Consider the following 21,998-nt stretch of genomic DNA (forward strand, 5'->3'; position numbering starts at 1 on the left):
CCACATGGCGAGTCCCGCTGACTCAGACGATACGTCGCGTGATAAGGATCGCGCAGTATGGCGCGTCCTGTCGGCCGTGCGCGCCTTCAGCGACGCCATGGACCGCATGTACAGCGGCATGAAGGGCGACATGGACATGAACGCCACCGACCTCGCCGCCCTGCGCATGCTCATCATCCGCGAGCAGCGGGGACAGGACGTCAGCCCGCACGACATCGCACGGCACCTGCGGATCTCCACCGCCTCGACGACGAAGCTGGTGGACCGTCTCGCCGATTCGGGCCATGTCGTGCGCAAGCCGCATCCCGTCGATCGTCGGGCGAGGCTCATCTCGTTGACCGACAAGTCGCGCACCGACTTCACGCACCACTTCCGCGACAGCATCGACGCGATGCGGGATGTCGCGTTCGACTATTCGCCGACGGAGCTGGCGGTGATCGCCGACTTCCTCGAACGGATGTCGGTCGGCATCGACCCCGACGCCTGAGGGGAACAGAAGCCGGTTTGACCGGGGCTTTCCGAGTAAAGCAGAAGGCCCGGATCCGAGGATCCGGGCCTTCTTTTTGTTGCGGGGACAGGATTTGAACCTGCGACCTCTGGGTTATGAGCCCAGCGAGCTACCGAACTGCTCCACCCCGCGGCACAAGAGATAACACTAGCACGCGTTCGGGCAGTGCGCGAATCGAGGCGGTTGCCGAGGTCTCTCCGGGCCGGGAGGATGGGGGAGTGCCCGCCGTCCTCTCCCTCGCCGTCGCGCAATTCGCGCCGATCGCCGACCGCTCCGCCAACCTGGATCGGATCCGTCTCCTCGCCGCGCAGGCCGCTTCTCGCGGAGCCCGCGTGCTGGTGCTTCCGGAGTACAGCAGCTTCTTCGTCGACCCGTTCGACGCGTCGCTGCGCCAGAACGCAGAGCCCGGGCCCGACGGGCCGTTCGTACGGGGCCTGCGCGAGATCGCTGCGCGGGAAGACCTCACCCTCGTGGCGGGTCTGGTCGAGGCGGCGGATGCGGACCGCGTCCACAACACCGTCGTCGCGGTCGACGCCTCGGGCGTCGTCGCCGGCTACCGCAAGCAGCACCTCTACGACGCCTTCGGGCAGCAGGAATCGGACTGGGTCGCTCCCGGAGAGCTCGATGAGCCGCAGACCTTCACCGTCGACGGCGTCGTCTTCGGCATCATGACCTGTTACGACCTGCGCTTCCCCGAGGCCGCGCGCCGCATCGTGGACGCCGGCGCGCACGTCATCCTCGTACCGGCGGAATGGGTGCGCGGCCCCCTGAAGGAGCAACAGTGGCAGACCCTGCTGGCGGCGCGGGCGATTGAGAGCACGGCGTTCGTCGCGGCGGCGGACCACCCCGCACCCATCGGCGTCGGCCATTCCGTCATCCTCGACCCGCAGGGCGTCGTGCTCGCCGGGCTCGCCGCAGGGGAGGGACTCGCGGTCGCCCCCATCGATCTGGACGAGCTGGCCCGCATCCGCGTCGTCAATCCGGCGTTGCAGCTGCGTCGCTACCGCGTGGTCCCTCGCTGAGTCAGGCCAGAGCCGCCAGGCGGTGCATGGCCTCCGCGATGACCTCCGGGCGCTTGCAGGCCGCGAAGCGGACGAGGCTGGCGTAGTCGCGCCGCCGCTCCCGCGCGGCGAACGCCGTCAGCGGGATCGCGACCACCCCGGCCGCCTCCGGGAGGCGGCGGCAGAACTCGTGGGCGTCGCTCACGCCGAGCGGCGCTGCATCCGCCACCGTGAAATAGGACCCCCCGGCGCGGAACGGGGCGAACCCGGCCGCGCTGAGCCCGTCGCGCAGTGTGTCGCGCTTGCGCTGCAGCGCCGCACCGACGCCTGCGAAGAAGGCGTCGTCCAGGCGCAGCCCCGCGGCGACAGCCGGCTGGAACGGCGCACCGTTGACGTACGTGAGGAATTGCTTGACCGTGAGCACGGCGTCGATGAGGGATGCGGGCCCCGTCGCCCATCCGATCTTCCAGCCCGTCACAGAGAACGTCTTGCCCGCGGACGAGATCGAGATCGTGCGTTCGGCGGCGCCCGGCAGCGTCGCGATCGGCACGTGGCGGCGGCCATCGAAGACCAGATGCTCGTACACCTCGTCGGTCACGATGATCGCATCGTGGCGATGTGCGAGCCGCACGATCTCGGCACGCACATCGTCGGCGAACACGACACCCGTGGGATTGTGGGGATCGTTGAGCAGGATGACGCGGGTGCGGTCCGTCACAGCGGCGGCGAGCCGATCGAGGTCGGGCTGGAAGTCCGGCCACCGCAGGGGCACGGTCACGAGTGCGGCGCCGGCCAGCGCCACATCCGCGGCGTACGCGTCGTAATGGGGCTCGAAGACGACGACCTCGTCACCGGGGCCCACGAGCGCGAGGAGCGTGGCCGCGAGCGCCTCCGTCGCCCCCGCGGTGACGAGGACCTCGCGATCGGGATCGACCCGCAGCCCGTAGAACCGCGCCTGGTGCTCGGCGATCGCGCGGCGAAGGTCTGCCGTACCGCGACCGGGCGAGTACTGGTTGACGCCCGTTGCGATCGCCTCACGGGCGATGTCGAGCAGTTCGGCGGGGCCATCCTCATCGGGGAAGCCCTGGCCCAGGTTTATGGCGCCCGTCTCGGCCGCCAGTGCGCTCATCTCTGCGAAGATCGTAGGGGCGGGGGTGCCGTCCTCGGCGAGGAGTCCGGCGCCCGCGGCCACCCGCTGCCAGGGCGCGTTCTGGTTTCGCATTCAGCACACGTTAGTCCCATAGGGCTGTCCCACGACTGGCATAGGAAAAGCACAGAGATGGCGGTCACAGTGAAGATCGCCTGTCAGAAGGAGCAACCATGAGTGACAACCAGGGCTCCCGCCCCGAATCCGAAGACTCTGTGTCCGAATCCGTCGCGCCCGCCGCATCGCCGCAGCCGGCCCCCGCGTCCGACGTGCCGACGACCCCGCCGGCCGCGGCCGCCCCCGCGGCTCCCGCCATGCCGCCGCGCCCGCCCTACCCCGCCTCCTACCCGAAGGCGCCCGCGGGTTACGCCCCCGCAGCCGGCGCCGCCGCGACGGGCCAGGCGTTCGGCCCCGGCGCCCAAACCGCGCCGACGCTTCCGCTGAGCGGCCCGACGCCGTCCGCCCCGGTGCGCAAGAAGTCGACCGCCGGTCGCACCGTGGGGCTCCTCGTGGCCGCTGCCCTCGTCGGAGGCGCCGCGGGTGTGGGTGGAACCTACGCCGGTATCAGCATGTGGGGTCAGACCCAGATGACGGCTGCCGGCAGTCCCACCGTCGTGACCGTCAACGACACCCAGAAGGTCAACAACGTCACCGCCGTGGCCGCCAAGGTCCTGCCGAGCGTGGTCACGATCTCGGCCACCGCCGGGAACAGCGGCGGCACGGGCAGCGGTGTGATCCTCTCCGCGGACGGCTACGTGCTGACCAACACCCACGTCGTCACGCTGGACGGCGCAACGGCCGACCCCACGCTCTCGGTGACGACATCCGACGGCAAGGTCTACAAGGCGACCGTCGTCGGCACCGACCCGACCTACGATCTCGCGGTCATCAAGCTGACGGATGCGTCGGGCCTCACGCCCGTGGAGTTCGCCGACTCGAGCAAGCTCAACGTGGGCGACCAGGCGATCGCACTCGGAGCGCCGCTCGGACTGGACAACACGGTCACGACCGGCATCGTCAGCGCTTTGAACCGCTCGATCGAGATCGCCTCCTCGGCGGCCCCGGAGGATTCGTCCACTGAGGGCGACAGCGGCCAGGGCCAGCAGGAGAGCCCGTTCCAGTTCGACTTCGGCCAGGGGCAGCAGCAGTCCACGTCCTCGAGCACGACGATCAAGATCGCCGTCATCCAGACGGATGCGGCGATCAACCCCGGCAACTCCGGCGGAGCCCTCGTGGATTCCGACGGCAACCTGATCGGTATCAACGTCGCCATCGCCTCCTCCGGCGGCAGCTCGTCGAGCGGTCAGTCGGGCAACATCGGCGTGGGCTTCTCCATCCCGGCCAACATCGCTCAGCGCGTCGCGAACGAGATCATCGAGTCCGGCAGCGCGACGCACGGACTGCTCGGTGCGACCGTCGCCGACGCCGCCTCGCAGAAGAACGCCACCATCCAGGGTGCCTACATCCAGGACGTGTCCTCGGGCGGCGCGGCCGCCGGCGCGGGGCTTCGCTCCGGCGACATCGTCACGGAGTTCAACGGCGTTCCCATCACCAACGCGATCGACCTCACCGCCCAGGTGCGTGCGGCCGCGGGCGGCTCCGACGCGACGCTGAGCTACGTCCGCGACGGCAAGACCGAGACGGCGAAGCTGACGCTGGGCACGCTGCAGTAACCCCACACCGCTCCGACGGTTCGGACGCCACCTCGCGATAGGCTCGCGAGGTGGCGTCCTTCTCGTTCGGCGACGGCAATGCGAAGAAGCTCCTCGCCATTCCGTTCTATGCGGCCGGGCGGGCTCTCACCTTGCTCGTGCCGCGGGCGCGCGGAAGGTGGGTCTTCGGCTCGGCGGCGGGAATCGCCGACGGCGCCCTCGCGCTGTGGAACGAGGCGGCGGCACGCGGTCACCGTGCCGTCTGGCTGGTCCGCACCGATGCGCAGGCACGGGATGCGGCATCGCGCGGCATCCCGCAGGTCCGCGCCGATTCGCTGCGCGGACTCTGGCTTACGGCGCGCGCCGAGGTCGTCGTCGTCACGCACGGCTTCGGCGACGTCAACCGTTACGCCGTGTCGGGGTCGTACCTCGTGCAGCTGTGGCACGGCATCCCGCTCAAGCGCATCGGCATCGACTCGCCGGAGACCCTGCGTAGTTCTCTCCTGCCGTCCTCTCGTCTCGTGCGTCGTCTGCTCGCGTTCATGTACCGCAGTGCCACACGCCGGATCCGTCTTCTGCCGGCCGCATCCCACCTCGTACGCGGACGCCTCGAATCGGCGTTCTCGCTCGACGACTCGCGCGTACCGGTCGTCGGGGAGCCGCGCGTGGACGTGCTGTCGAGGGGGAGTGAGACCGAACGGCGAGAGCGCGCGCGTCGTCAGCTCGAAGCCACGCTGGGTCCGCTCGGCGACGACCGGCTGGTGCTGTACGCACCGACGTGGCGCGACGGCGACGACGACCCTGCGATCCCCACGGCCGGCGACTGGGCACGGATCACCGAGCTGCTCGACGAGCACGGTGCGCGGCTGATCGTGCGCCCGCATCCGTTGGGCGCGGGGGAGTACGCACCGCCCGGGGGCTCCCGCCGTGTGCACCTGCTCGGCAGCGACCGCCTGGCCGATGTCACGCCAGTGCTTCCGGGCCTGGATCTGCTCGTCACCGATTACTCGTCGCTGGCGTACGACTCTTCGCTGGTGCCACTGCCGGTCGTGTATTTCGCGCCGGACGTCGACGCTTACGCCCGCCGCCGCGGCTTCTACGGCGCCTACGCGGACGTCGCCGGCCCGGATGTCGCCCTGGACTGGGAGGGGGCTCTCGCACAGATCGCGGCCGTGCTCTCGGACGACGAGGCGCGCGAGGCGCGACGGGAGCGTGCCAGACGTCTGGACGCGGCCGTGCACGCGCACCGCGACGGCCGCAACGCGGAACGGGTCTATCGGGCCATCATGGCTGCCACCGGCGGCGACCCTCGGGAGGAGACCGCATGACCACGGCGGAGTGGAGCACGGGAAGCGCTCCGGCGCTCGTCCTGCGGGGAGCCGGGGCGCGTCCCGCACGCGTCGAGCTGATCGGCGCCCGTGCGCGGGTGGCCGCGACGCTGACCGGCCGGGGCAAGACATGGACCGCGACCTTGACGCTCGCGGCCTCGCGCTGGGGCGGGCCGGTTCTCCCGCTGCCGAGCGGGCGGTACCGGGTGCACGTCGAGCCCGCCGCCTCCGCGGAGGCCCCTGACGCCCCCGAGCCCCTCGCGCTCGCGCAACTCGGACCGGTGCGCGCGACGCTGACGGAGTGGGAGCTCGAGATCGGACCGCCCGTCGACCCGGCGTACGACGCCGGCGAGGCGCAGGGCGCCCTCGAGCGCCGCTATGCGACCGGGCGCGAGCCGCTGGAGGAGGCGGTCTTCTTCGAGAGCTTCTACGGGCGCAATGCCAGCTGCAATCCGCTCGCGATCGACCGGGTGCTCAGCGAGCGGCTGCCCGGCCTCGTGCGGTACTGGAGCGTCGTCGACCTCTCCGTCGACGTCCCCGAGGGGGCGATCCCCGTCGTCGAGGGGAGTCCGGACTGGTGGCGGGCCCGCGCGGTCTCGCGCCTGCTGGTGGTCAACGACTGGATGCGTCGGCGCTACGTGCGCCGGCCGGGGCAGCACGTGGTCCAGACCTGGCACGGCACGCCCCTCAAGAGACTGGCGCTTCATCGCCCCGGCTTCGATCCTCGACGTGCGGTCGCCGTCGTGCGCGAATCGCTCCGTTGGAACGTCCTGCTGGCGCAGAACCCGTACGCGGCATCGATCCTGCGGCGGGCCTATGCGTTCGGTCGCCGACCGATCTGGGTCGAGGGATACCCGCGCAACGACGTGCTTCGCACGGGGGATGCGGCGGCGGTGCGCGCGCGTCTCGGCATCGGCGAGGACGAGCGCGTCATCCTCTACGCGCCGACCTGGCGCGACGATCGCGAGCAGATCGTGGACTTCCTGGATGCCGAGAGGCTCGCGGCCGACACCGGCGCGGTCGTGCTGGTGCGTGGTCACTCCCGCACGCTGCTGCCGGGCAGGGACGCCGAGGGTGCGCGCGTCATCGATGTGACAGGCTTCCCGGACACCGCCCAGCTGCTGCTGGCCGCCGACGCGCTCGTGACCGACTATTCGTCGGTGATGTTCGACTTCACCGTCACGGGTAAGCCGGTGTACTTCTTCGTGCCCGACCTCGAGGACTACCGCGGACGCCTGCGCGGGTTCTACTTCGATCTCACCGCACGCGCGCCCGGGCCGCTCGTGCGCACGCAGGAGGAGTTGACCCGGGCCCTGGCGCAGGACTCCGCCGCCTACGCCGACCGGTACGCCGCGTGGCAGCGCGCCTTCAACGCGCGCGACGACGGCCACGCGGCGGAGCGCGTCGTCGCCCGCATCCTCGATCAGGGCCTGATCGGCGGCTGACTCACGGCAGCGGCGTGTTGCGGGTTCCGAGCCGCGAGGTGTCGACGGTGTCGCGCGCGCCGCGCACGAGCCCCTGGATGAACCCGGCGCCCCAGGCGAGATGCATCGAGGGGAGGACTCCCGCCGTCCAGAGCTTGTCGCGCCATCCTCTTCCGCCGCCCGGGCCCAGGGCGACGCCGACGATGAGAACCGCGTACGCGACCACGGGCAGGTAGACCGCGTTGGCGATGACAGCGGCGATGCCGGAGAGGACACCGGTGAGCTGCAGCGCACCGGTCACGGCGGCGAGGGCCACACTGGCCACGAGGAGGGGCGGGGCGAAGAAGCGCAGTGAGTTGCGACGGCCGTAGCGTCGCACCAGCTCGCCGCGCCACGCGCCGGTGGCACGGAACTGCCGCACGAGTCGCTGCCAGCTCTCGCGCGGCCAGTACGTCACACGCAGTGCGGGATCGAACCAGACGCGGTACCCCGCCCGGCGGATGCGGAGGTTCAGTTCCCAGTCCTCGCCGCGGCGCAGGGACTCGTCGAATCCGCCGACCTCGTCGACGACGACGCGGCGCATGACGCCGAGGTAGGCGGACTCGGCCGCGCTCTCGCGTCGTCCGCCGTGATACGCCCCGCCGCCCAGCCCGAACGGAGAGTTGTACGCGCGGGCGACGGCGCGCTGGAACGGTGTGCGCCCGTCGGCCTGCATCACCCCGCCGACGTTCGCGGCGCGGACGCGCGCCAGCGTCTCGAGTGCCCTCAGCGTGTAGCCGGGGGCGAGCTCCGAGTGAGCGTCGACCCGCACGATGGTCGCCAGCGTGCTGCGGGCGATCGCCAGGTTCAAGCCCGTCGGGATGTCGGCGTCGGGATTGCGCACGAGCAGGATGCGGTCGTCGCCGGCGGCGAGACGCTCGGCGATCTCGTCGGTGCCGTCCGAGGAGGGGCCCAGCGCCAGCACGAGCTCCATGGGGCCGGGAGTCTGCTGCGCGAGCACGCTCTGCACGGCGCGCTCCAGATATCGCGCCTCGTTCAGCACCGGCATGACGAAGGACACCCCTGCCTCGGCGCTGGGAACCGGGGCGTCACGATGGCCCCCCGCGTCGACGTGCATCCGACGATCATCCCATGCGTGCGCTGGTTAGGCTGGAAGGATGGGCCTGGCATCAGACATCCGCAAGGCGCGGGGACTTCTCCGGAAGGTCCTCGACAACCGCTCCGCCGTGCGCCAGGTGCGCGCGATGCGCACCCCGCTGCCGGTCGGTCGCTTCCGGGTCGGTGTCTACTTCGCCGACGGCGCCGTGAACCTCTACCAGATGCGTCAGTGGTACAAGCCGCTCCAGAAGCTCGCCGAGACCTGGCCCGTCCTGGTGCTCAGCCGGAACGCCACCTCGGCGGCGGCGATCATGACCGAGAGCGAGCTGCCCGTCGCGTTCGTGCCGACCGTGCGCGACCTCGAGAAGGTCGTGGCGGCGCAGGGACTGCGCATCGTGCTGTACGTGAATCAGAACACGCGCAACTTCCAGATGTTCCGCTACGGGCATCGCTGGCACGTGTTCGTCAACCACGGCGAGTCCGACAAGATGTACATGACCACGAATCAGTTCAAGGCGTACGACTACGCCCTGATCGCGGGGGATGCGGCTCGCGAACGTCTGGGACGCGTGCTGTGGAACTACGACCTCGACGCCCGCACGATCGCGATCGGTCGACCGCAGGCGGACCACTACTCCGGGGCGCTGCCCTACACTCCGGACGATCGCACGGTCGTGCTCTACGCACCGACCTGGGAGGGCGATCGACCCTCCGCGTTCTACGGATCCATCGTCAGTCACGGAGAGGCACTGGCCTCAGCCGTCCTCGGCTCTGCACGCCACCGCCTCATCTACCGACCGCACCCCCGCAGCGGCGTGGTCGACCACGAGTACCTGGCCGCGCATCGACGCATCGTCGCCGCGATCGCCGCGGCGAACGCCGCCGACCCCGCCGCTCAGCACGTCTACGACGACGGCCCGGAACTCGGCTGGCAGCTGGCGGCCTCCGACGTCGCGGTGGTCGACATCTCCGCCATGGTCTACGACCGCCTCGCTGCCGACAAGCCGTTGCTGATCACGCGGCCCGTCGATGAGCGTGCCGCGGTCGACACCAGCGGCTATCTCTCCGCGTGCGAGTGGCTGGATGCGGCCGATGCCCCCCGCATCCTGGCCGAGGTCGATCGCCTGGTCGGCGATCCCGAGGCGGTCGCTCGCCTCGCGCACTGGGTCGACCACTACTTCGGCGACACCTCGCCGGGGGCTCCGACGGCACGCTTCCACGCGGCGATCGGCCGACTCATGGACGAATGGGACCAGTGGCACGCACGAGCGGGCGGCGACGCGGACGACGCTGCGGCGCAGGCCGAGCTCGACTCTCACGCCGGCCGCGAAGAAGCTTCCTGAGACGCAACGTCCGCTCAGCGATCCGGTAGGTCCTCGCTGGCCGAGGGATCCACGGGGGAGTCGGACGGCCGCTGCTTCCGGCGAACGGAGCCGAGCGCCTTCGTGGCGTTGCGCGTGCGGCGGGTGGCGGATCCCGCGGCCTGCGCGACGAGCCCGCCGGCGCGCGCGAGGCCCCGCCCGGCGAGCCGCTCGAGCGGTGCGGCGCCCGGGCGAGGCTCGAGCTCCGCGGGCAGATCGAGGGGCGGCATCCCGAACGCGCGTCGAGACGTGGTGATCACACGTCGCCCGAGCAGATGGTTGCCGGCGCCGCCGACCGCAGCGCCCACGCCGAAGGGCAGCGCCTTGCCGACGAAGGAGGCGCCGCCGCGGGCGGCGAAACGGTGCAGGAACGAGGTCTTCAGACGGTCGACCAGCGGACCGAGCGCCGCGCGGGGCAGCGTCGTGGTGATCAACTCTCCCCAGTAGGTGCTGCGCGACGGGCCCTTGCCGCCGGCCTGCCGGGCGAGCTGGGTGACCAGGTCGATCCCCTCCTGACCGAGCAGCAGCGTCAGAACGAGCGCGCGGGCCCGGTCGGGGTTCTCGACCGGGAGCCCGTGCACTTCGGCCACCGACTGCGCGAACAACGTCGTCGTCTCCAGGAAGCCGAGAGTCTCCACGCCGCTCAGCGCCAGCGTGACGCCGGTGCCGATGCCGGGCACGACGGCCGTCGCGCCGACGGCGGCTCCGCCGGTGGTCACCGCCGCGAGGTACCGGCGCTCCAGCATCCGCACGATCTCGAGCGTCGTGGCGCGCGGGTGGCGCACTCGGATGCTGCGCAGGTGCGCGAGCACCACGGGGCGCTGGACGGCGAGCACGCGATCGAGGGCGCGCACCGTGAACGGGTGCTCGCTCGACCCGACGGGTGGGATGCCTCCCTGCCACGGCGACTCGTCCGGCAGGCTGTGGATGCGGTGGACCTTCTCCGGCATCCTGCGATGCTAGGCGCCTCGGCTGAACGGCGCCGGGGGATTGCGGATCAGACGAACTGGTTCGCGCGTTCGAGGTCTTCGGCGAAGTCGACCTCGACGGCGTACAGGTCGGAGATGTCCATCGGCTCGAGCAGGAGGCCGTCGTGCTGGATGGCGAGCTCGAGACCGCGCTCGAAGTAGTCCTGATCGTCGACGCGCGCAAGGTGGTGCATGAAGGAGCGCTTGTCGGCGCGCGAGATGTAGTTGATTCCCACGGCCTCGCCGATTCCGCCGCGGACGGTCTTGGACAGCTCCTTGATGAAGCCCTCGCTCGTGACGGTGTACTTGACCTCTTCGTCGCTCACCTTCGCGGTGTTGACGGTGACGAAGGACTGCTCGCGCTCGATGAGCGCCACGGCCCGGCCCAGCACGCGGGGGTCGAAGACGACGTCGCCGTTCATCCAGAGCACACCCGCCTTGCCGGTCGCGGACAGCGCGCGCAGGAGGCTCTTCGAGGTGTTGGTCTGGTCGTAGCGCTCGTTGTAGACGTAGTCCGCCTCGGGGAAGGCCTCCACGATGGTCTCGGCGCGGTAGCCGACGACCGTCGTGATCTTGGCGTCCGTGCCGAAGGCTGCGCGGATGTTGTCGTGCTGCTGGCGCATGATGCTGCGCCCGTCGCTCAGCTGGGTCAGCGGCTTGGGGAGGCTGCGGCCGAGGCGCGAGCCCATGCCTGCGGCAAGGATCACAGTCTGAAGTCTCATAAGATTCATTGCTCCTGGAGTCGAAGTTCACGGTCGGTTCACCGACGAAACACTCCTTTGTGCCGGGCCCATGGTATCCGGGCCACCTGGAAGCCCGCAGATCTCCCCACCGCCGTTGTGGATTCGTGACAATCGATGACAGGGCCGCATCCCACCGATGGGATCGTCAGGGGCGGTTGATACGTTGGGGAAGTGACCTCCACTCCTTCCGGTTCCGACGCGCCCACGCCCGACGACGGCTCCGCTGAGGAGGCCTCCGCGGCTGCGAAGAAACCGGCGTCCACGCGCCCTGCGACTCCGCGCACTCCGCGGTCCACGACCGCCCGTCCGGCAGCGGCGCGCAAGCCCGCTGCGAAGAAGCCGGCGCCCTCGGCCGCAGCAGCAGCCGCGGCCGACGAGAACGAACCCGCCGCGCCCGCAGCTCCGAAGAAGCCCGCGGCGAAGCGGCCGACGGCGGCCTCGCGTCCCGCGGGCTCGACCACGGAGGATGCGGCGGCGCCGGCGGCGGCGAAGAAGCCCGCCGCGGCGAAGAAGCCCGCCGCGCCGAAGAAGCCGGCGGCGCCCAGGAAGCCCGCAGCGCGGACCACGACCGCCCGCACCGGCGAGACCGCACCCAAGCCGCGCACCGCGTCGCCGCGAGCGAAGTCGGCGCCGGCGGCAGCGAAGACGCCGCGCGCGGCCGCTGCGAAGACACCGCCCGTGGCCCCGATCGATGCGCCGGTTCCGGTGGACTTCGTCATCCCGCCCAAACCACCCCTGCCGCCGCGTGCGACCCCGCCGGGTGCGGACCAGCCGACCGCGGTCGACGAGGTGCAGGTTTCCGACGAGGTGCTCGTTTCCGACGAGGTGATCGTCCCCGATGAGGCGCCGGTCGAGGCCGCATCGCCCGAGGTACTGGACGAGGTGCCCGTCGTCACGGCGACGGGCGCCGCGACCGAGCAGCGCGCTCCCGAGCCCGCTGACCCGGCGCCGGCGGAGATCGTCGAGGTGGAGGAAGTCGTCCAGGTCGTCGAGGTCGTCGACGAGGTGCCCGAGACGGACGACGAGACCCTCGACGACGCGGTGGCGCTGACATCGGCGGCCGTGGTGGTCGAGACGACGGAGGATGAGGCGTCCGAACGGTTGTTCTCGGATGTCGCCGAGAGGGCGGCCTCGGCGGATGCGCCCTCGCTGGCGCTCGAGGTGAGTGGCCTCGCGAAGTCCTACGGCTCGACGGTCGCGGTCGCGGGCATCGACCTCGCCGTCCCCGCCGGCACCTTCTACGGTCTCGTCGGACCGAACGGCGCTGGCAAGACCACCACGCTCTCGATGATCGCCGGGCTCCTGAAGCCCGACGCGGGCACGATCCGCGTCGCTGGCGTCGACGCGCGCACCCGGTCGCGTGACGCCAAGAGGCTGATCGGCGTGCTGCCGGACCGACTGCGCACCTTCGATCGCCTGACCGGTCGCCAGCTGCTGTCGTACGCGGGGCTGCTGCGCGGTCTCGATGCGAACACCGTGGAGCGCCGCGCCTCCGACTTGGGGCGTGCCTTCGACCTGACCTCGGCGCTGGGCCGGTCCGTTTCGGACTACTCCGCGGGCATGACGAAGAAGATCATGCTCGCCGCAGCCCTCATCCACTCACCCCGGCTGCTCGTGCTCGATGAGCCCTTCGAGGCCGTCGACCCTGTCTCGAGTTCGGTGATCCTCGACATCCTGGGCACATATGTGTCGCACGGCGGAACCGTTCTGCTCTCCAGCCACGGAATGGACCTGGTCGAGCGCGTGTGCGATCGCGTGGCGGTGATCGTCTCCGGTCAGGTGCTGGTGGACGGCACGGTGTCCGAGGTCCGCGGCGAGCAGACGCTCGAGGCACGGTTCCTCGAGCTCGTCGGCGGCTCGAACGAGGTGGAGGGCCTCGAATGGCTGCACACGTTCTCCGACTGAGGGCCGCCCTCCTGATCGGGGCGCTGCGCGGCGATGCCGCGGAGCGCTGGCGTGCGATCATCGCGAGCGTCCTCGTCGTGGGCGGCGTGGTCGCGGCCTGCATCGCCCAGATCGCACTGCAGTCGGTCACCGCGCAATCCGCCTTCGTGGTGACGGTTCTCGGAGGCAGCGCGGTCGCGGTCGGTTACGCGCTTGCGCCTCCGATCTCCGGAAGCCCGGACCAGCTCGACCCGCGCCGGTTCCAGACCTTCGGACTGGAACCCAGATCTCTCGCGAGCTCGATCCTGCTCGCGAGCGTCGTCAGCGTGCCTGTCCTGGCGTTGGCGGCGGTTGCCGTGGCGACCGCCGTGATGTGGTTCTCGCAGGACGCCGGAGCGCTGTCTGCGATCGGACCTCTGCTGGGCGTGGTGACGGCGGTGCTGCTCACCCGGGTCGCTGCGGGACTCGCCTCGATGTGGACGCTTCCGCGCCGGTCGCGCGAGCTCACCGGACTGTTCATCCTCGCGCTGCTGGTCGTCTTCGTGCCGGTCGGGGTGTTCTTCGCCTCGCTCGACTGGGGTGATGCCGTTCCGAGTCAACTCGATGCGGCGGCGCACGTGCTCGCGTTCACGCCGATCGGTGCCGCCTGGGCGTTGCCGGGCCTCGCCGCGATCGGCGATGTCGGCGGGCTCTGGCTCGCCGCGATCGTCGCGCTGGTCACGATCGCCCTGCTCGGATGGGCGTGGTTCGCGATCGTGCGCCGCGCACTCACGACGATCGAACGCCCGCTCGCTGCGCGTGAGCGCGGCGGCATGGGATGGTTCGCGGTGCTGCCCAGCACCGCCGGGGGCGCCATCGCCGCCCGCAGCCTCACTTACTGGCTGCGCGATCGTCGCTACGGCGTGAATGTGCTCGTCGTTCCGGTAGCGGCGCTGCTGACCACCATCCCGCTGCTGGTCGCGGGCGTGCCCGCCGAGTATGTGGCGCTGGTGCCGGTGCCCATCATCGCGCTCTTCTTCGGCTGGTTGCCCCACAACGACGTCGCCTACGACTCCACCGCGGTGTGGATGCACGTCGCCTCCGGTGTGCGCGGCATCTCCGACCGCGTGGGTCGCCTCGTGCCGATCCTGCTCATCGCGGTGCCGACGTTCGCCGTCGCCGTCCCTGTCGCGGTCGCCATCCATGGGCGGTGGGCGCACCTGCCGGCACTCGCGGGCGTGACGATCAGTCTGTTCCTGTCCGGCCTGGGACTCTCCTCCATCGCCTCGGCGGCGGCGCCGTATGCGGTATCGCGTCCGGGTGACAGTCCCTTCCAGCAGCCTCAGCGCACGGGATCCGCCGGCATCCTCTCGCAGGCGCTCGTGATGCTGGGGGCGCTGGCTGTGAGCGTACCGACGCTCTGGTGGGCGTGGCAGGCGGTCTCGGACGATCAGTCCTTCGGCCTCGCGGCCCTCGTGGGCGGGGCGACGACGGGGGTCGTCGTGCTCGGAGTGGGACTCGCCATCGGCGCACAGGTGTTCGAGCGGCGTGAGAGCGAGCTCATGGAGTTCGCTGCCACGAGTTCGTGACCCGAGCCGCGCGCACCCCTCGCGGCTACACTTGCTGACCATGAGCACCCCTGCCGACAGCCCCGACCAGGGCGGCCTCGCCACCCTCGACCGCGAGCTCGAAGAGCTCATCCGCGAAGAGACCATCGAGCCCGGCGATCACGAGCGCTTCTCGCACTACGTGAAGAAGGAGAAGATCCTCGAATCGGCCATCACGGGCAAGCCCGTGCGCGCGCTGTGCGGCAAGAAGTGGACGCCCGGTCGCGATCCGGAGAAGTTCCCGGTCTGCCCGTCGTGCAAGGAGATCTACGAGTCGCTGCAGCAGTGACGCGCGCCGCTCACAGGTAGCGGGTGGGAATCGCCGGATCCGACCGGCTCAGACCGTGCGCCGCGAGGGGGAGTTCGCGGCGCACCATCAGATGGTGCGCCCGTGCGCCCTGCACACCCTCAGGGCCTTCGTGAGAGGCGTCGATCTCGCCGTGCTCGACGAGCGGTACCTGCAGCGGCCGGGCCTCTGCGAGCTCGGCGGGTGAGCCGGCCGCGTCGATGCGGATGAGCTCCGCCTCGGCGACGCCGCCGCGCAGGCCCCGGAAGGCCGACTTCCGGCCGCCCGTCGACGTCTTTTCGGCGGACGCCTTCGCGACACTCACCCATGTTCCGTCGGGGTCCTGACGCGCGACCAGCTTGTAGACCATCCCCGCGGTCGGCGTACCCGAACCCGTCACGACGGACGTGCCGACGCCGTAGGCGTCGACGGGGGATGCGGCCAGTGCCGCCAGCGCGTACTCATCCAGGTCACTCGTGACGGTGATGCGTGTGTCGGTGGCGCCGAGGGCGTCGAGCTGCGCCCGCACGCGCGCCGCGACCACGGGCAGGTCGCCCGAGTCGATGCGCACGCCGCCGAGGCCGGTTCCCGCGACGCGGATCGCGGTCTCGACGCCCCGCTCGATGTCGTAGGTGTCGACGAGCAGCGTCGTCCCGAGTCCCTGGGCGGCGATCTGCGCGCGGAAAGCGTCCTCTTCGCGGTCGTGGAGGAGCGTCCACGCGTGGGCGGCGGTGCCCATGGTCGGGATGCCCCAGGTGCGCCCCGCCTCCAGATTGCTCGTGGCGCCGAAGCCGGCGATGTAGGCGGCTCGCGCGGCGGCGACGGCCGAGCGCTCCCCGGCTCGTCGCGAGCCCATCTCGGCCAGCGGCCGGTCGCCGGCAGCCAGCGACATCCGCGCGGCCGCCGTGGCGACGGCGGAGTCGTGGTTGAGCACGCTGAGGGCCAGGGTCTCGAGGATCACTGCCTCGAGGAAGCTGCCCTCGACGGTCAGTACGGGGGAGCCGGGGAAGTACAGCTCCCCCTCCCGGTAGCCGGTGATCGACCCGGTGAAGCGGAAGTGGGCGAGGGCGGCGATCGTGTCCGCATCCACCACGCCGTTCTCGCGGAGGTAGCGCAGCTCGTCGTCGCCGAAGCGGAAGTCGCGCAGCAGGGACAGCAGGCGACCGGTTCCCGCGACCACGCCGAAGCGGCGCCCTCCCGCAAGGCGCCGGGCGAACAGCTCGAAGACCGTGCGCCTTGTGGCGGTGCCGTCGCGCAGCGCCGCCTCGATCATGGTCAGCTCGTAGCGGTCGGTGAGCAGCGAGGTCGTCTCGGGCATGGCGGTCACTCTATCGAGCGCGGGTAGGCTGGGTGATCGTGGTGGACGACGCGCCGATCGGGATCTTCGACTCCGGAGTGGGTGGTCTGACCGTCGCCCGCGCGATCTCGCAGTTGCTGCCGCGTGAATCATTGCTCTACATCGGAGACACGGCGCGCTCGCCCTACGGTCCGAAGCCCATCGCGGATGTGCGCCGGTACTCGCTCGAGATCCTCGACACGCTGGTCGAGCAGGGTGTGAAGATGCTCGTCATCGCCTGCAACACGGCGTCGGCCGCGGTGCTCCGGGATGCGCGCGAGCGCTACGACGTGCCCGTGGTCGAAGTCATCGGGCCCGCCGTGCGCACAGCGCTCGCCACGACCCGAAACAGCCGCATCGGCGTCATCGGCACGACCGGCACGATCGGTTCCGGCGCGTACCAGGACATGCTCGAGGTGAACCCGAACGTCACCGTGTTCGCGCAGGCCTGCCCGCGGTTCGTCGACTTCGTCGAGGCGGGCGTCACCGGCTCGGCCGAGGTGCTGCAGGTCGCCGAGGACTACCTTGCGCCCCTGCGCCACGCGGACGTCGACACGCTCGTGCTCGGTTGCACGCACTACCCGTTCCTCGAGGGCGCTATCAGCTACGTCATGGGTGAGGGCACCAGTCTCGTCTCGAGCGACACCGAGACGGCGAAGGACGTCTACCGTCAGCTCGTCTCCCGTGATTTGCTGGCAGGCCCCGACGCCGTGGCGCAGCACGTGTACGAGGCGACGGGCTCGTCGGCCGACGACTTCATCCAGCTCGCGCACCGGCTCATGGGACGCGAGGTGCGCCAGGTGCAGCTCGTGCAGACCGGCACGATCGATCTGCCCCGCACCGCCGCGTCCTGACGCCTCACCCTGATTTCCCGCATCCGCCCTACCCGAGGAGAACGATGACCGACATCACCCGCGCCGATGGGCGTACCGTCTCGCAGCTGCGTCCCGTGACGATCGAGCGGGGCTGGTCGAGCCAGGCCGAGGGGTCCGCGCTCATCTCGTTCGGCAACACCAAGGTGCTGTGCACGGCGTCGTTCACGAACGGCGTGCCGCGCTGGCTCACCGGCAAGGGCAAGGGCTGGATCACCGCCGAGTACGCGATGCTGCCGCGCGCCACGAACGATCGCAACGACCGCGAGAGCGTCAAGGGCAAGATCGGCGGGCGTACGCACGAGATCTCGCGCCTGATCGGCCGGGCGCTTCGCGCGGTCGTCGACACGAAAGCGCTGGGCGAGAACACGATCGTCATCGACTGCGACGTGCTGCAGGCCGACGGCGGCACGCGCACCGCGGCGATCACCGGCGCCTACGTCGCCCTGGCCGACGCGATCGAGTGGGGCCGTCGCAAGAAGTTCATCGGGCAGAAGGCGCAGGTGCTCTTCGACTCCGTCTCCGCCGTCTCGGTCGGCATCATCGACGGTGAGCCGATGCTCGACCTCGCGTACGTCGAGGACGTGCGCGCCGAGACCGACATGAACGTCGTCGTGACCGGCCGCGGGCTCTTCGTCGAGGTGCAGGGAACGGCCGAGGGGGCGCCGTTCGACAAGCGGGAGCTCGACGCTCTGCTGGAGCTGGCGGTCGCGGGATGCGGCGAGCTCGCTCAGGCGCAGACCGCGGCACTCGCAGCGGGAGACGAGGCGTGACCGACCGCGTGGTGCTCGCCACGCACAACCCGCACAAGGTCGAGGAGTTCCGCGCCATCGTGCAGGCGACCCGCCCCGACCTCACCGTCATCGGCTACGACGGGCCGGAGCCTGTCGAGGACGGCGTGACCTTCGCGGCCAATGCACTGATCAAGGCCCGCGCGGCGGCCGCCTACACCGGGCTTCCTGCGCTGGCCGACGACTCGGGCATCTGCGTCGACGTGCTCGGGGGAGCGCCGGGGGTGTTCTCCGCCTACTGGGCCGGACACCGTAAGGATGCCGCAGCCAACCTCGAGCTCCTGCTCGACCAACTCGCCGACATCGCCGACCCGCACCGCACCGCGCAGTTCGTCTCGACGATCGCCCTCGTGATGCCCGGCGGTGCCGAGCACGTGGTCGAGGGCATCTGGCCGGGCCGGCTCGCGCTCGCCGCCGACGGCGCCGGCGGCTTCGGCTACGACCCGATCTTCATCCCCGACGGTCAGTCCGGCACGGAACGCACGGTCGGTCAGTTCTCGGCCGCCGAGAAGAACGCCGCGTCGCACCGCGCACGCGCCTTCGCCGAGCTCGGACCGCTGCTGAGCGAGCTCTGAGCGCGGGAGCGAGAATCACTCTCGTTCCCGATTGCGCGCAAACCGGCTGAGGGCGTGACGGGGCGCCTAGCCTGGTGCCATGCACGATCACGCGCCCGCATCCGGAGTCCGCGGCGGCAGCAACCGCCGCCTGCTCGCGATCTCGCTCGGGATCACCTCGACGGTGTTCGTCGTGCAGGTCGTCGGCGCGCTCCTGTCCGGGTCGCTGGCGCTGCTCGCGGACGCCGCGCACATGCTGACGGATGCGGCGGCCCTGGTCATCGCGCTGATCGCCAGCGCCATGGCGGCCCGCCCCGCGAACGATCGCCGCACGTTCGGCTATCAGCGCGCCGAGGTGTTCGGTGCTCTCGCCAACGGCGTGATCCTGCTCGGGCTCTCGCTGTGGGTCGGCGTCGAAGCCATCACGCGGCTCATCAACCCGGCCGAGGCGGAGGTCGCCGGCGGACTCATGCTCGGCGTCGCCGCCGTCGGCCTGATCGCGAACGCCGTCGCGATGTGGCTGCTGGGCGCAGCGCAGCGCACGAGCATCAACGTGCGCGGTGCGTATCTCGAAGTGCTCGGCGACCTGCTCGGCTCGGTCGCGGTGATCGTCGCCGCCGTCGTCATCCTGCTGACCGGCTGGCTGCCGGCCGACGCGATCGCGTCGTTGCTCATCGCGGCGATGATCGTGCCGCGCGCCATCGGCCTGCTGCGCGAGGTCGTCTCGGTGCTGAGCGAGGCGACGCCGAAGGGCGTCGAGGTCGACACGATCCGCGCCCACATCCTCGGCACGCCGGGTGTCGTCGCCGTCCACGATCTGCACGTGTGGCAGCTCACCCGCGGCGCGCCCGTGTTCACGGCGCACGTCGTGGTGGACGAAGAGGCGTACGCCACGGGCGGCGCCGCCCGCATCCTCAGCGATCTGCAGGGCTGCCTCGCGAAGCACTTCGACGTCGAGCACTCGACCTTCCAGCTCGAGCCCGCCGATCACGTCGAGCACGAGGCGCACGCCTGATCACGTCTCGTCGCGCACCTCGTCGGGGCCCTTGTCGGGACGGAGACCACGCCAGCGCGCCTGGCGCAGCCTGCCGTCGGGCGTGACCTCGGCGTAGGCGACCTCGGCGACGACCTCCGGGCGCACCCACAGGGCGTCCCTGGCGTCGGCACGCGGCACGTCGAGGAACGGGGAAGCGTCGGTCCGCAACGGCTGCAGCACCTGGTCGAGCCGGCGCAGCTCCCGCTCGCTGAAGCCCGTTCCCACTCGGCCCACATAGCGCAACCCCTCGGGCGAAGGCACGCCCATGAGCAGTGACCCGATGCCGCCGCGGCCGTGGCGACCGGGCCGGATCGCGCCGATCACGACCTCCTGGGCGGCGACGTGCTTGATCTTCAGCCACTGGTCGCTACGCCTGCCTGGCCGGTAGATGGACGCCGGGTTCTTCACCATGACGCCCTCGAGCGAGAACGCGGTGCTCGCCTCCAGCGCCGCATCCAGGTCGTCGAACACCGGCGGCACGATGCGCGGGGGATTCAGATCACGGGCCAGGCCATCGAGGTGCGTGCGGCGCTCGCGCAGCGGGAGGGCGGTGAGGTCCTCTCCGTCGAGCGCGAGCACGTCGAACACGTGCAGGTGCACGGGGACGCGTTCCGCCTCGCGCCGGATCTCCGCCGCCTTCGTGAGGTGCATGCGGGACTGCAGCAAGGGGAAGCTGGGCCGCCCGCGCTCATCCAGTGCGACGATCTCCCCGTCGAGGATGCAGGCGGCGCGCCCGAGACCGGGGTCCGAGGTGAGTTCGGGGTACCGGTCGGTGATGTCGGTTCCGCTGCGGGCGCGCAGCAGCATCCGCTCGCCGTCCCAGAACGCCAGGGCGCGCACGCCGTCCCACTTCATCTCCGCCCACGGCCCGCCCCAACGTCGGGCGGCAGCCGCCGCCAGGCCGGATGTGGAGTTCTCGGCGAGCATCGGGCGCAGGCGAGACGGCGAGAGCTCGTCCGGCCATGGCGCAGCGGATGCGGCGGCCGCCACCGCCTCGTCCTTCATCCGGTGCAGGAGCCAGGTCGACTTCTCGCCCTCGCCGTCGGTGCGGATGAGAGCGAGCCGGACGGTACCCAGGGGGCCGTCCGCCCGCCCCGTGACGGTGAAGATGACCTCGTCCGGTCGCCACTTCTCCGCCTCGTAGGTGCCGGTGTCCCAGATCGTCACCTCGCCCGCACCATATTCGCCTGCGGGGATCTTGCCCTCGAAGGTGCCGTACGACAGCGGGTGGTCTTCGGTCATGACCGCGAGGTGATTGCGCTTCGTCGTCTCCGGCACACCCTTGGGCACGGCCCAGCTCACGTAGACGCCGTCGTGCTCGAGCCGCAGGTCGTAGTGCAGGCGCCGAGCGTGGTGCTCCTGGATGACGAAGCGGAGCGCGTCCCCGGATGCCGCGTCGGCGGCGGGGTCTGAGGGAACCGGCTCGGGCGTGCGGTCTGCGGATCTCTTGGAGATGTAGGTGCGCAGCGGCTCGGCGGCACCGCGTCGGGGGCGTAGCGGCGCGAGGAGGTCGCCGTCCGTCTCGGTGCGGGCGAGCACCTGCGTCAGATCGAGCTGCGCGAGGCCGGGGTCGTCCAGCTCCTCCCAGGTGCGCGGTGCCGCCACCGTCGGCCGCGCGCGCCCACGCAGGGAGTACGGGGCGATGGTCGTCTTCTTGCCGTTGTTCTGCGACCAGTCGACGAAGACCTTTCCGGGGCGCAGGGCCCGCGACATGTTGCTGACGACGAGGTCGGGGTGATCGGCCTCGAGCGACCGCGCGAGCTCCTTCGCCAGCGCGGACGCCGACTCGCTCGTCTGGCCCGGGGGGAGTGCGCAGTACAGGTGGATACCCTTGCTGCCGCTCGTGACGGGGAAGGGCGTGAGGCCCGCATCCGTGAGGATCGCGCGCGCCCATCGCGCGACCTCGGCCACCGTGGGCAGGTCGATGTCATCGCCCGGGTCCAGGTCGAGGACGAGCCGGTCGGGGTGCGAGGGGAGTCCGTCGGCGCCGAAGCGCCACTGCGGGGTGTGCAACTCGAGGCTGGCGGTCTGCGCGAGCCAGACGAGGGTCGGAACGTCGTCGACGAGCACGTACTCCTTCGTGCCGGTGGAGTGTTCGATGCTCTGACGGCGAAGCCACGCGGGCGCGCCGCGCTCGAGGTTCTTCGCGAAGAAGGACTCGGCGTCCACGCCGTCCGGCCAGCGTTTGCGAGTCACCGGCCGGCCGTCGAGGTGGGGGAGCAGCACCGGCGCGATCCGCGCGTAGTAGTCGATGACCTCGGCCTTGGTGGTGCCGGTGGCGGGATAGAGCACCTTGTCGAGATGGCTGACGCGGATGCGGCGGCCCTCCACGTCGACGGTCTGCTCGCGTGCGGACATGCGCCCATCCTGCCGTCCGGTGCGTCCGACGCGCACCCGTTGCGCCCTCGCACATCGGATGCAAC

General features: G+C 70.8%; 20 protein-coding genes and 1 tRNA gene. 13 read left to right on the forward strand and 8 right to left on the reverse strand.

The window, feature by feature from the left end:
• The first annotated feature begins 4 nt into the window (after positions 1-4).
• Complete coding sequence (locus LXM64_RS06625) at positions 5-487, forward strand: MarR family winged helix-turn-helix transcriptional regulator (RefSeq protein ID WP_234075136.1); 483 nt, start codon at positions 5-7, stop codon at positions 485-487.
• A gap of 79 nt (positions 488-566) precedes the next feature.
• Here the strand turns inward: LXM64_RS06625 and LXM64_RS06630 are convergent.
• Positions 567-640, reverse strand: a tRNA-Met gene (locus LXM64_RS06630).
• A gap of 86 nt (positions 641-726) precedes the next feature.
• Between LXM64_RS06630 and LXM64_RS06635 the strand changes: the two genes are divergently transcribed.
• Positions 727-1,530 carry a carbon-nitrogen hydrolase family protein gene (locus tag LXM64_RS06635; protein WP_234075137.1) on the forward strand — a complete coding sequence of 268 codons (804 nt, stop codon included), beginning with the start codon at positions 727-729 and terminating at the stop codon, positions 1,528-1,530.
• A gap of 1 nt (position 1,531) precedes the next feature.
• Here the strand turns inward: LXM64_RS06635 and LXM64_RS06640 are convergent, their stop codons facing one another.
• On the reverse strand, positions 1,532-2,731 hold the full coding sequence (locus tag LXM64_RS06640; protein ID WP_234075138.1) for a pyridoxal phosphate-dependent aminotransferase: 1,200 nt from the start codon (positions 2,729-2,731) through the stop codon (positions 1,532-1,534).
• 98 nt (positions 2,732-2,829) lie between these two features.
• Between LXM64_RS06640 and LXM64_RS06645 the strand changes: the two genes are divergently transcribed.
• From LXM64_RS06645 to LXM64_RS06655, 3 genes are read left to right on the forward strand one after another with little or no spacing between them, the layout of a single operon-like run.
• On the forward strand, positions 2,830-4,329 hold the full coding sequence (locus tag LXM64_RS06645; protein WP_234075139.1) for a S1C family serine protease: 1,500 nt from the start codon (positions 2,830-2,832) through the stop codon (positions 4,327-4,329).
• A 50-nt stretch (positions 4,330-4,379) separates the two neighbouring features.
• Entirely contained in the window at positions 4,380-5,636 is a 1,257-nt protein-coding gene (locus LXM64_RS06650; RefSeq protein ID WP_234075140.1) for a CDP-glycerol glycerophosphotransferase family protein, read from the forward strand.
• Positions 5,633-7,081 (forward strand): CDP-glycerol glycerophosphotransferase family protein, encoded by a 1,449-nt coding sequence (locus LXM64_RS06655; protein ID WP_234075141.1) that lies wholly within the window; start codon positions 5,633-5,635, stop codon positions 7,079-7,081. Before LXM64_RS06650 ends, LXM64_RS06655 begins: the two co-directional genes overlap by 4 nt.
• A gap of 1 nt (position 7,082) precedes the next feature.
• Here the strand turns inward: LXM64_RS06655 and LXM64_RS06660 are convergent, their stop codons facing one another.
• Positions 7,083-8,177 carry a glycosyltransferase family 2 protein gene (locus LXM64_RS06660; RefSeq protein WP_234075142.1) on the reverse strand — a complete coding sequence of 365 codons (1,095 nt, stop codon included), beginning with the start codon at positions 8,175-8,177 and terminating at the stop codon, positions 7,083-7,085.
• Positions 8,178-8,217: 40 nt separating this feature from the next.
• Here LXM64_RS06660 and LXM64_RS06665 point away from each other — a divergent pair, with 40 nt between their 5' ends.
• Positions 8,218-9,501 carry a CDP-glycerol glycerophosphotransferase family protein gene (locus LXM64_RS06665; RefSeq protein ID WP_234075143.1) on the forward strand — a complete coding sequence of 428 codons (1,284 nt, stop codon included), beginning with the start codon at positions 8,218-8,220 and terminating at the stop codon, positions 9,499-9,501.
• A 14-nt stretch (positions 9,502-9,515) separates the two neighbouring features.
• On the opposite strand, the gene LXM64_RS06670 is transcribed toward LXM64_RS06665, so the two are convergent.
• From LXM64_RS06670 to LXM64_RS06680, 3 genes are read right to left on the reverse strand one after another with little or no spacing between them, the layout of a single operon-like run.
• Positions 9,516-10,469 (reverse strand): hypothetical protein, encoded by a 954-nt coding sequence (locus LXM64_RS06670; protein WP_234075144.1) that lies wholly within the window; start codon positions 10,467-10,469, stop codon positions 9,516-9,518.
• Positions 10,470-10,516: 47 nt separating this feature from the next.
• On the reverse strand, positions 10,517-11,209 hold the full coding sequence (locus LXM64_RS06675; protein ID WP_234075145.1) for an NTP transferase domain-containing protein: 693 nt from the start codon (positions 11,207-11,209) through the stop codon (positions 10,517-10,519).
• 38 nt (positions 11,210-11,247) lie between these two features.
• On the reverse strand, positions 11,248-11,949 hold the full coding sequence (locus tag LXM64_RS06680) for a hypothetical protein (RefSeq protein ID WP_234075146.1): 702 nt from the start codon (positions 11,947-11,949) through the stop codon (positions 11,248-11,250).
• Here LXM64_RS06680 and LXM64_RS06685 point away from each other — a divergent pair.
• From LXM64_RS06685 to LXM64_RS06695, 3 genes are read left to right on the forward strand one after another with little or no spacing between them, the layout of a single operon-like run.
• The gene (locus LXM64_RS06685; protein WP_234075147.1) at positions 11,909-13,135 is read left to right on the forward strand and encodes an ABC transporter ATP-binding protein; all 1,227 of its coding nucleotides are present in this window, start codon (positions 11,909-11,911) and stop codon (positions 13,133-13,135) included. The genes LXM64_RS06680 and LXM64_RS06685 overlap by 41 nt on opposite strands.
• The gene (locus tag LXM64_RS06690; protein WP_234075148.1) at positions 13,111-14,682 is read left to right on the forward strand and encodes a hypothetical protein; all 1,572 of its coding nucleotides are present in this window, start codon (positions 13,111-13,113) and stop codon (positions 14,680-14,682) included. The genes LXM64_RS06685 and LXM64_RS06690 overlap by 25 nt, the downstream gene beginning before the upstream one ends.
• 40 nt (positions 14,683-14,722) lie before the next feature.
• Entirely contained in the window at positions 14,723-14,989 is a 267-nt protein-coding gene (locus LXM64_RS06695; RefSeq protein WP_137417359.1) for a DUF3039 domain-containing protein, read from the forward strand.
• A gap of 10 nt (positions 14,990-14,999) precedes the next feature.
• On the opposite strand, the gene LXM64_RS06700 is transcribed toward LXM64_RS06695, so the two are convergent.
• Positions 15,000-16,304, reverse strand: a complete 1,305-nt coding sequence (locus tag LXM64_RS06700; protein ID WP_234075149.1) for a nicotinate phosphoribosyltransferase — start codon at positions 16,302-16,304, stop codon at positions 15,000-15,002.
• Positions 16,305-16,345: 41 nt separating this feature from the next.
• Between LXM64_RS06700 and murI the strand changes: the two genes are divergently transcribed.
• The 4 genes from murI to LXM64_RS06720 all read left to right on the forward strand — a co-directional run bounded on the left by murI (position 16,346) and on the right by LXM64_RS06720 (position 19,554).
• Positions 16,346-17,176 (forward strand): glutamate racemase, encoded by an 831-nt coding sequence (gene murI, locus LXM64_RS06705; protein WP_234075418.1) that lies wholly within the window; start codon positions 16,346-16,348, stop codon positions 17,174-17,176.
• Positions 17,177-17,220: 44 nt separating this feature from the next.
• Positions 17,221-17,967 carry a ribonuclease PH gene (gene rph, locus LXM64_RS06710; protein ID WP_234075150.1) on the forward strand — a complete coding sequence of 249 codons (747 nt, stop codon included), beginning with the start codon at positions 17,221-17,223 and terminating at the stop codon, positions 17,965-17,967.
• Positions 17,964-18,560: an RdgB/HAM1 family non-canonical purine NTP pyrophosphatase gene (rdgB, locus tag LXM64_RS06715; protein WP_234075151.1), complete on the forward strand. Its 597-nt coding sequence runs from the start codon at positions 17,964-17,966 to the stop codon at positions 18,558-18,560. The genes rph and rdgB overlap by 4 nt, the downstream gene beginning before the upstream one ends.
• A gap of 79 nt (positions 18,561-18,639) precedes the next feature.
• Positions 18,640-19,554 carry a cation diffusion facilitator family transporter gene (locus LXM64_RS06720; RefSeq protein WP_234075152.1) on the forward strand — a complete coding sequence of 305 codons (915 nt, stop codon included), beginning with the start codon at positions 18,640-18,642 and terminating at the stop codon, positions 19,552-19,554.
• Here the strand turns inward: LXM64_RS06720 and LXM64_RS06725 are convergent, their stop codons facing one another.
• Positions 19,555-21,933 carry an ATP-dependent DNA ligase gene (locus tag LXM64_RS06725; protein ID WP_234075153.1) on the reverse strand — a complete coding sequence of 793 codons (2,379 nt, stop codon included), beginning with the start codon at positions 21,931-21,933 and terminating at the stop codon, positions 19,555-19,557.
• Positions 21,934-21,998: the final 65 nt, after the last annotated feature.

The sequence above is a fragment of the Microbacterium binotii genome, from assembly GCF_021398715.1.
In the GTDB taxonomy this organism is placed as follows: domain Bacteria; phylum Actinomycetota; class Actinomycetes; order Actinomycetales; family Microbacteriaceae; genus Microbacterium; species Microbacterium binotii_A.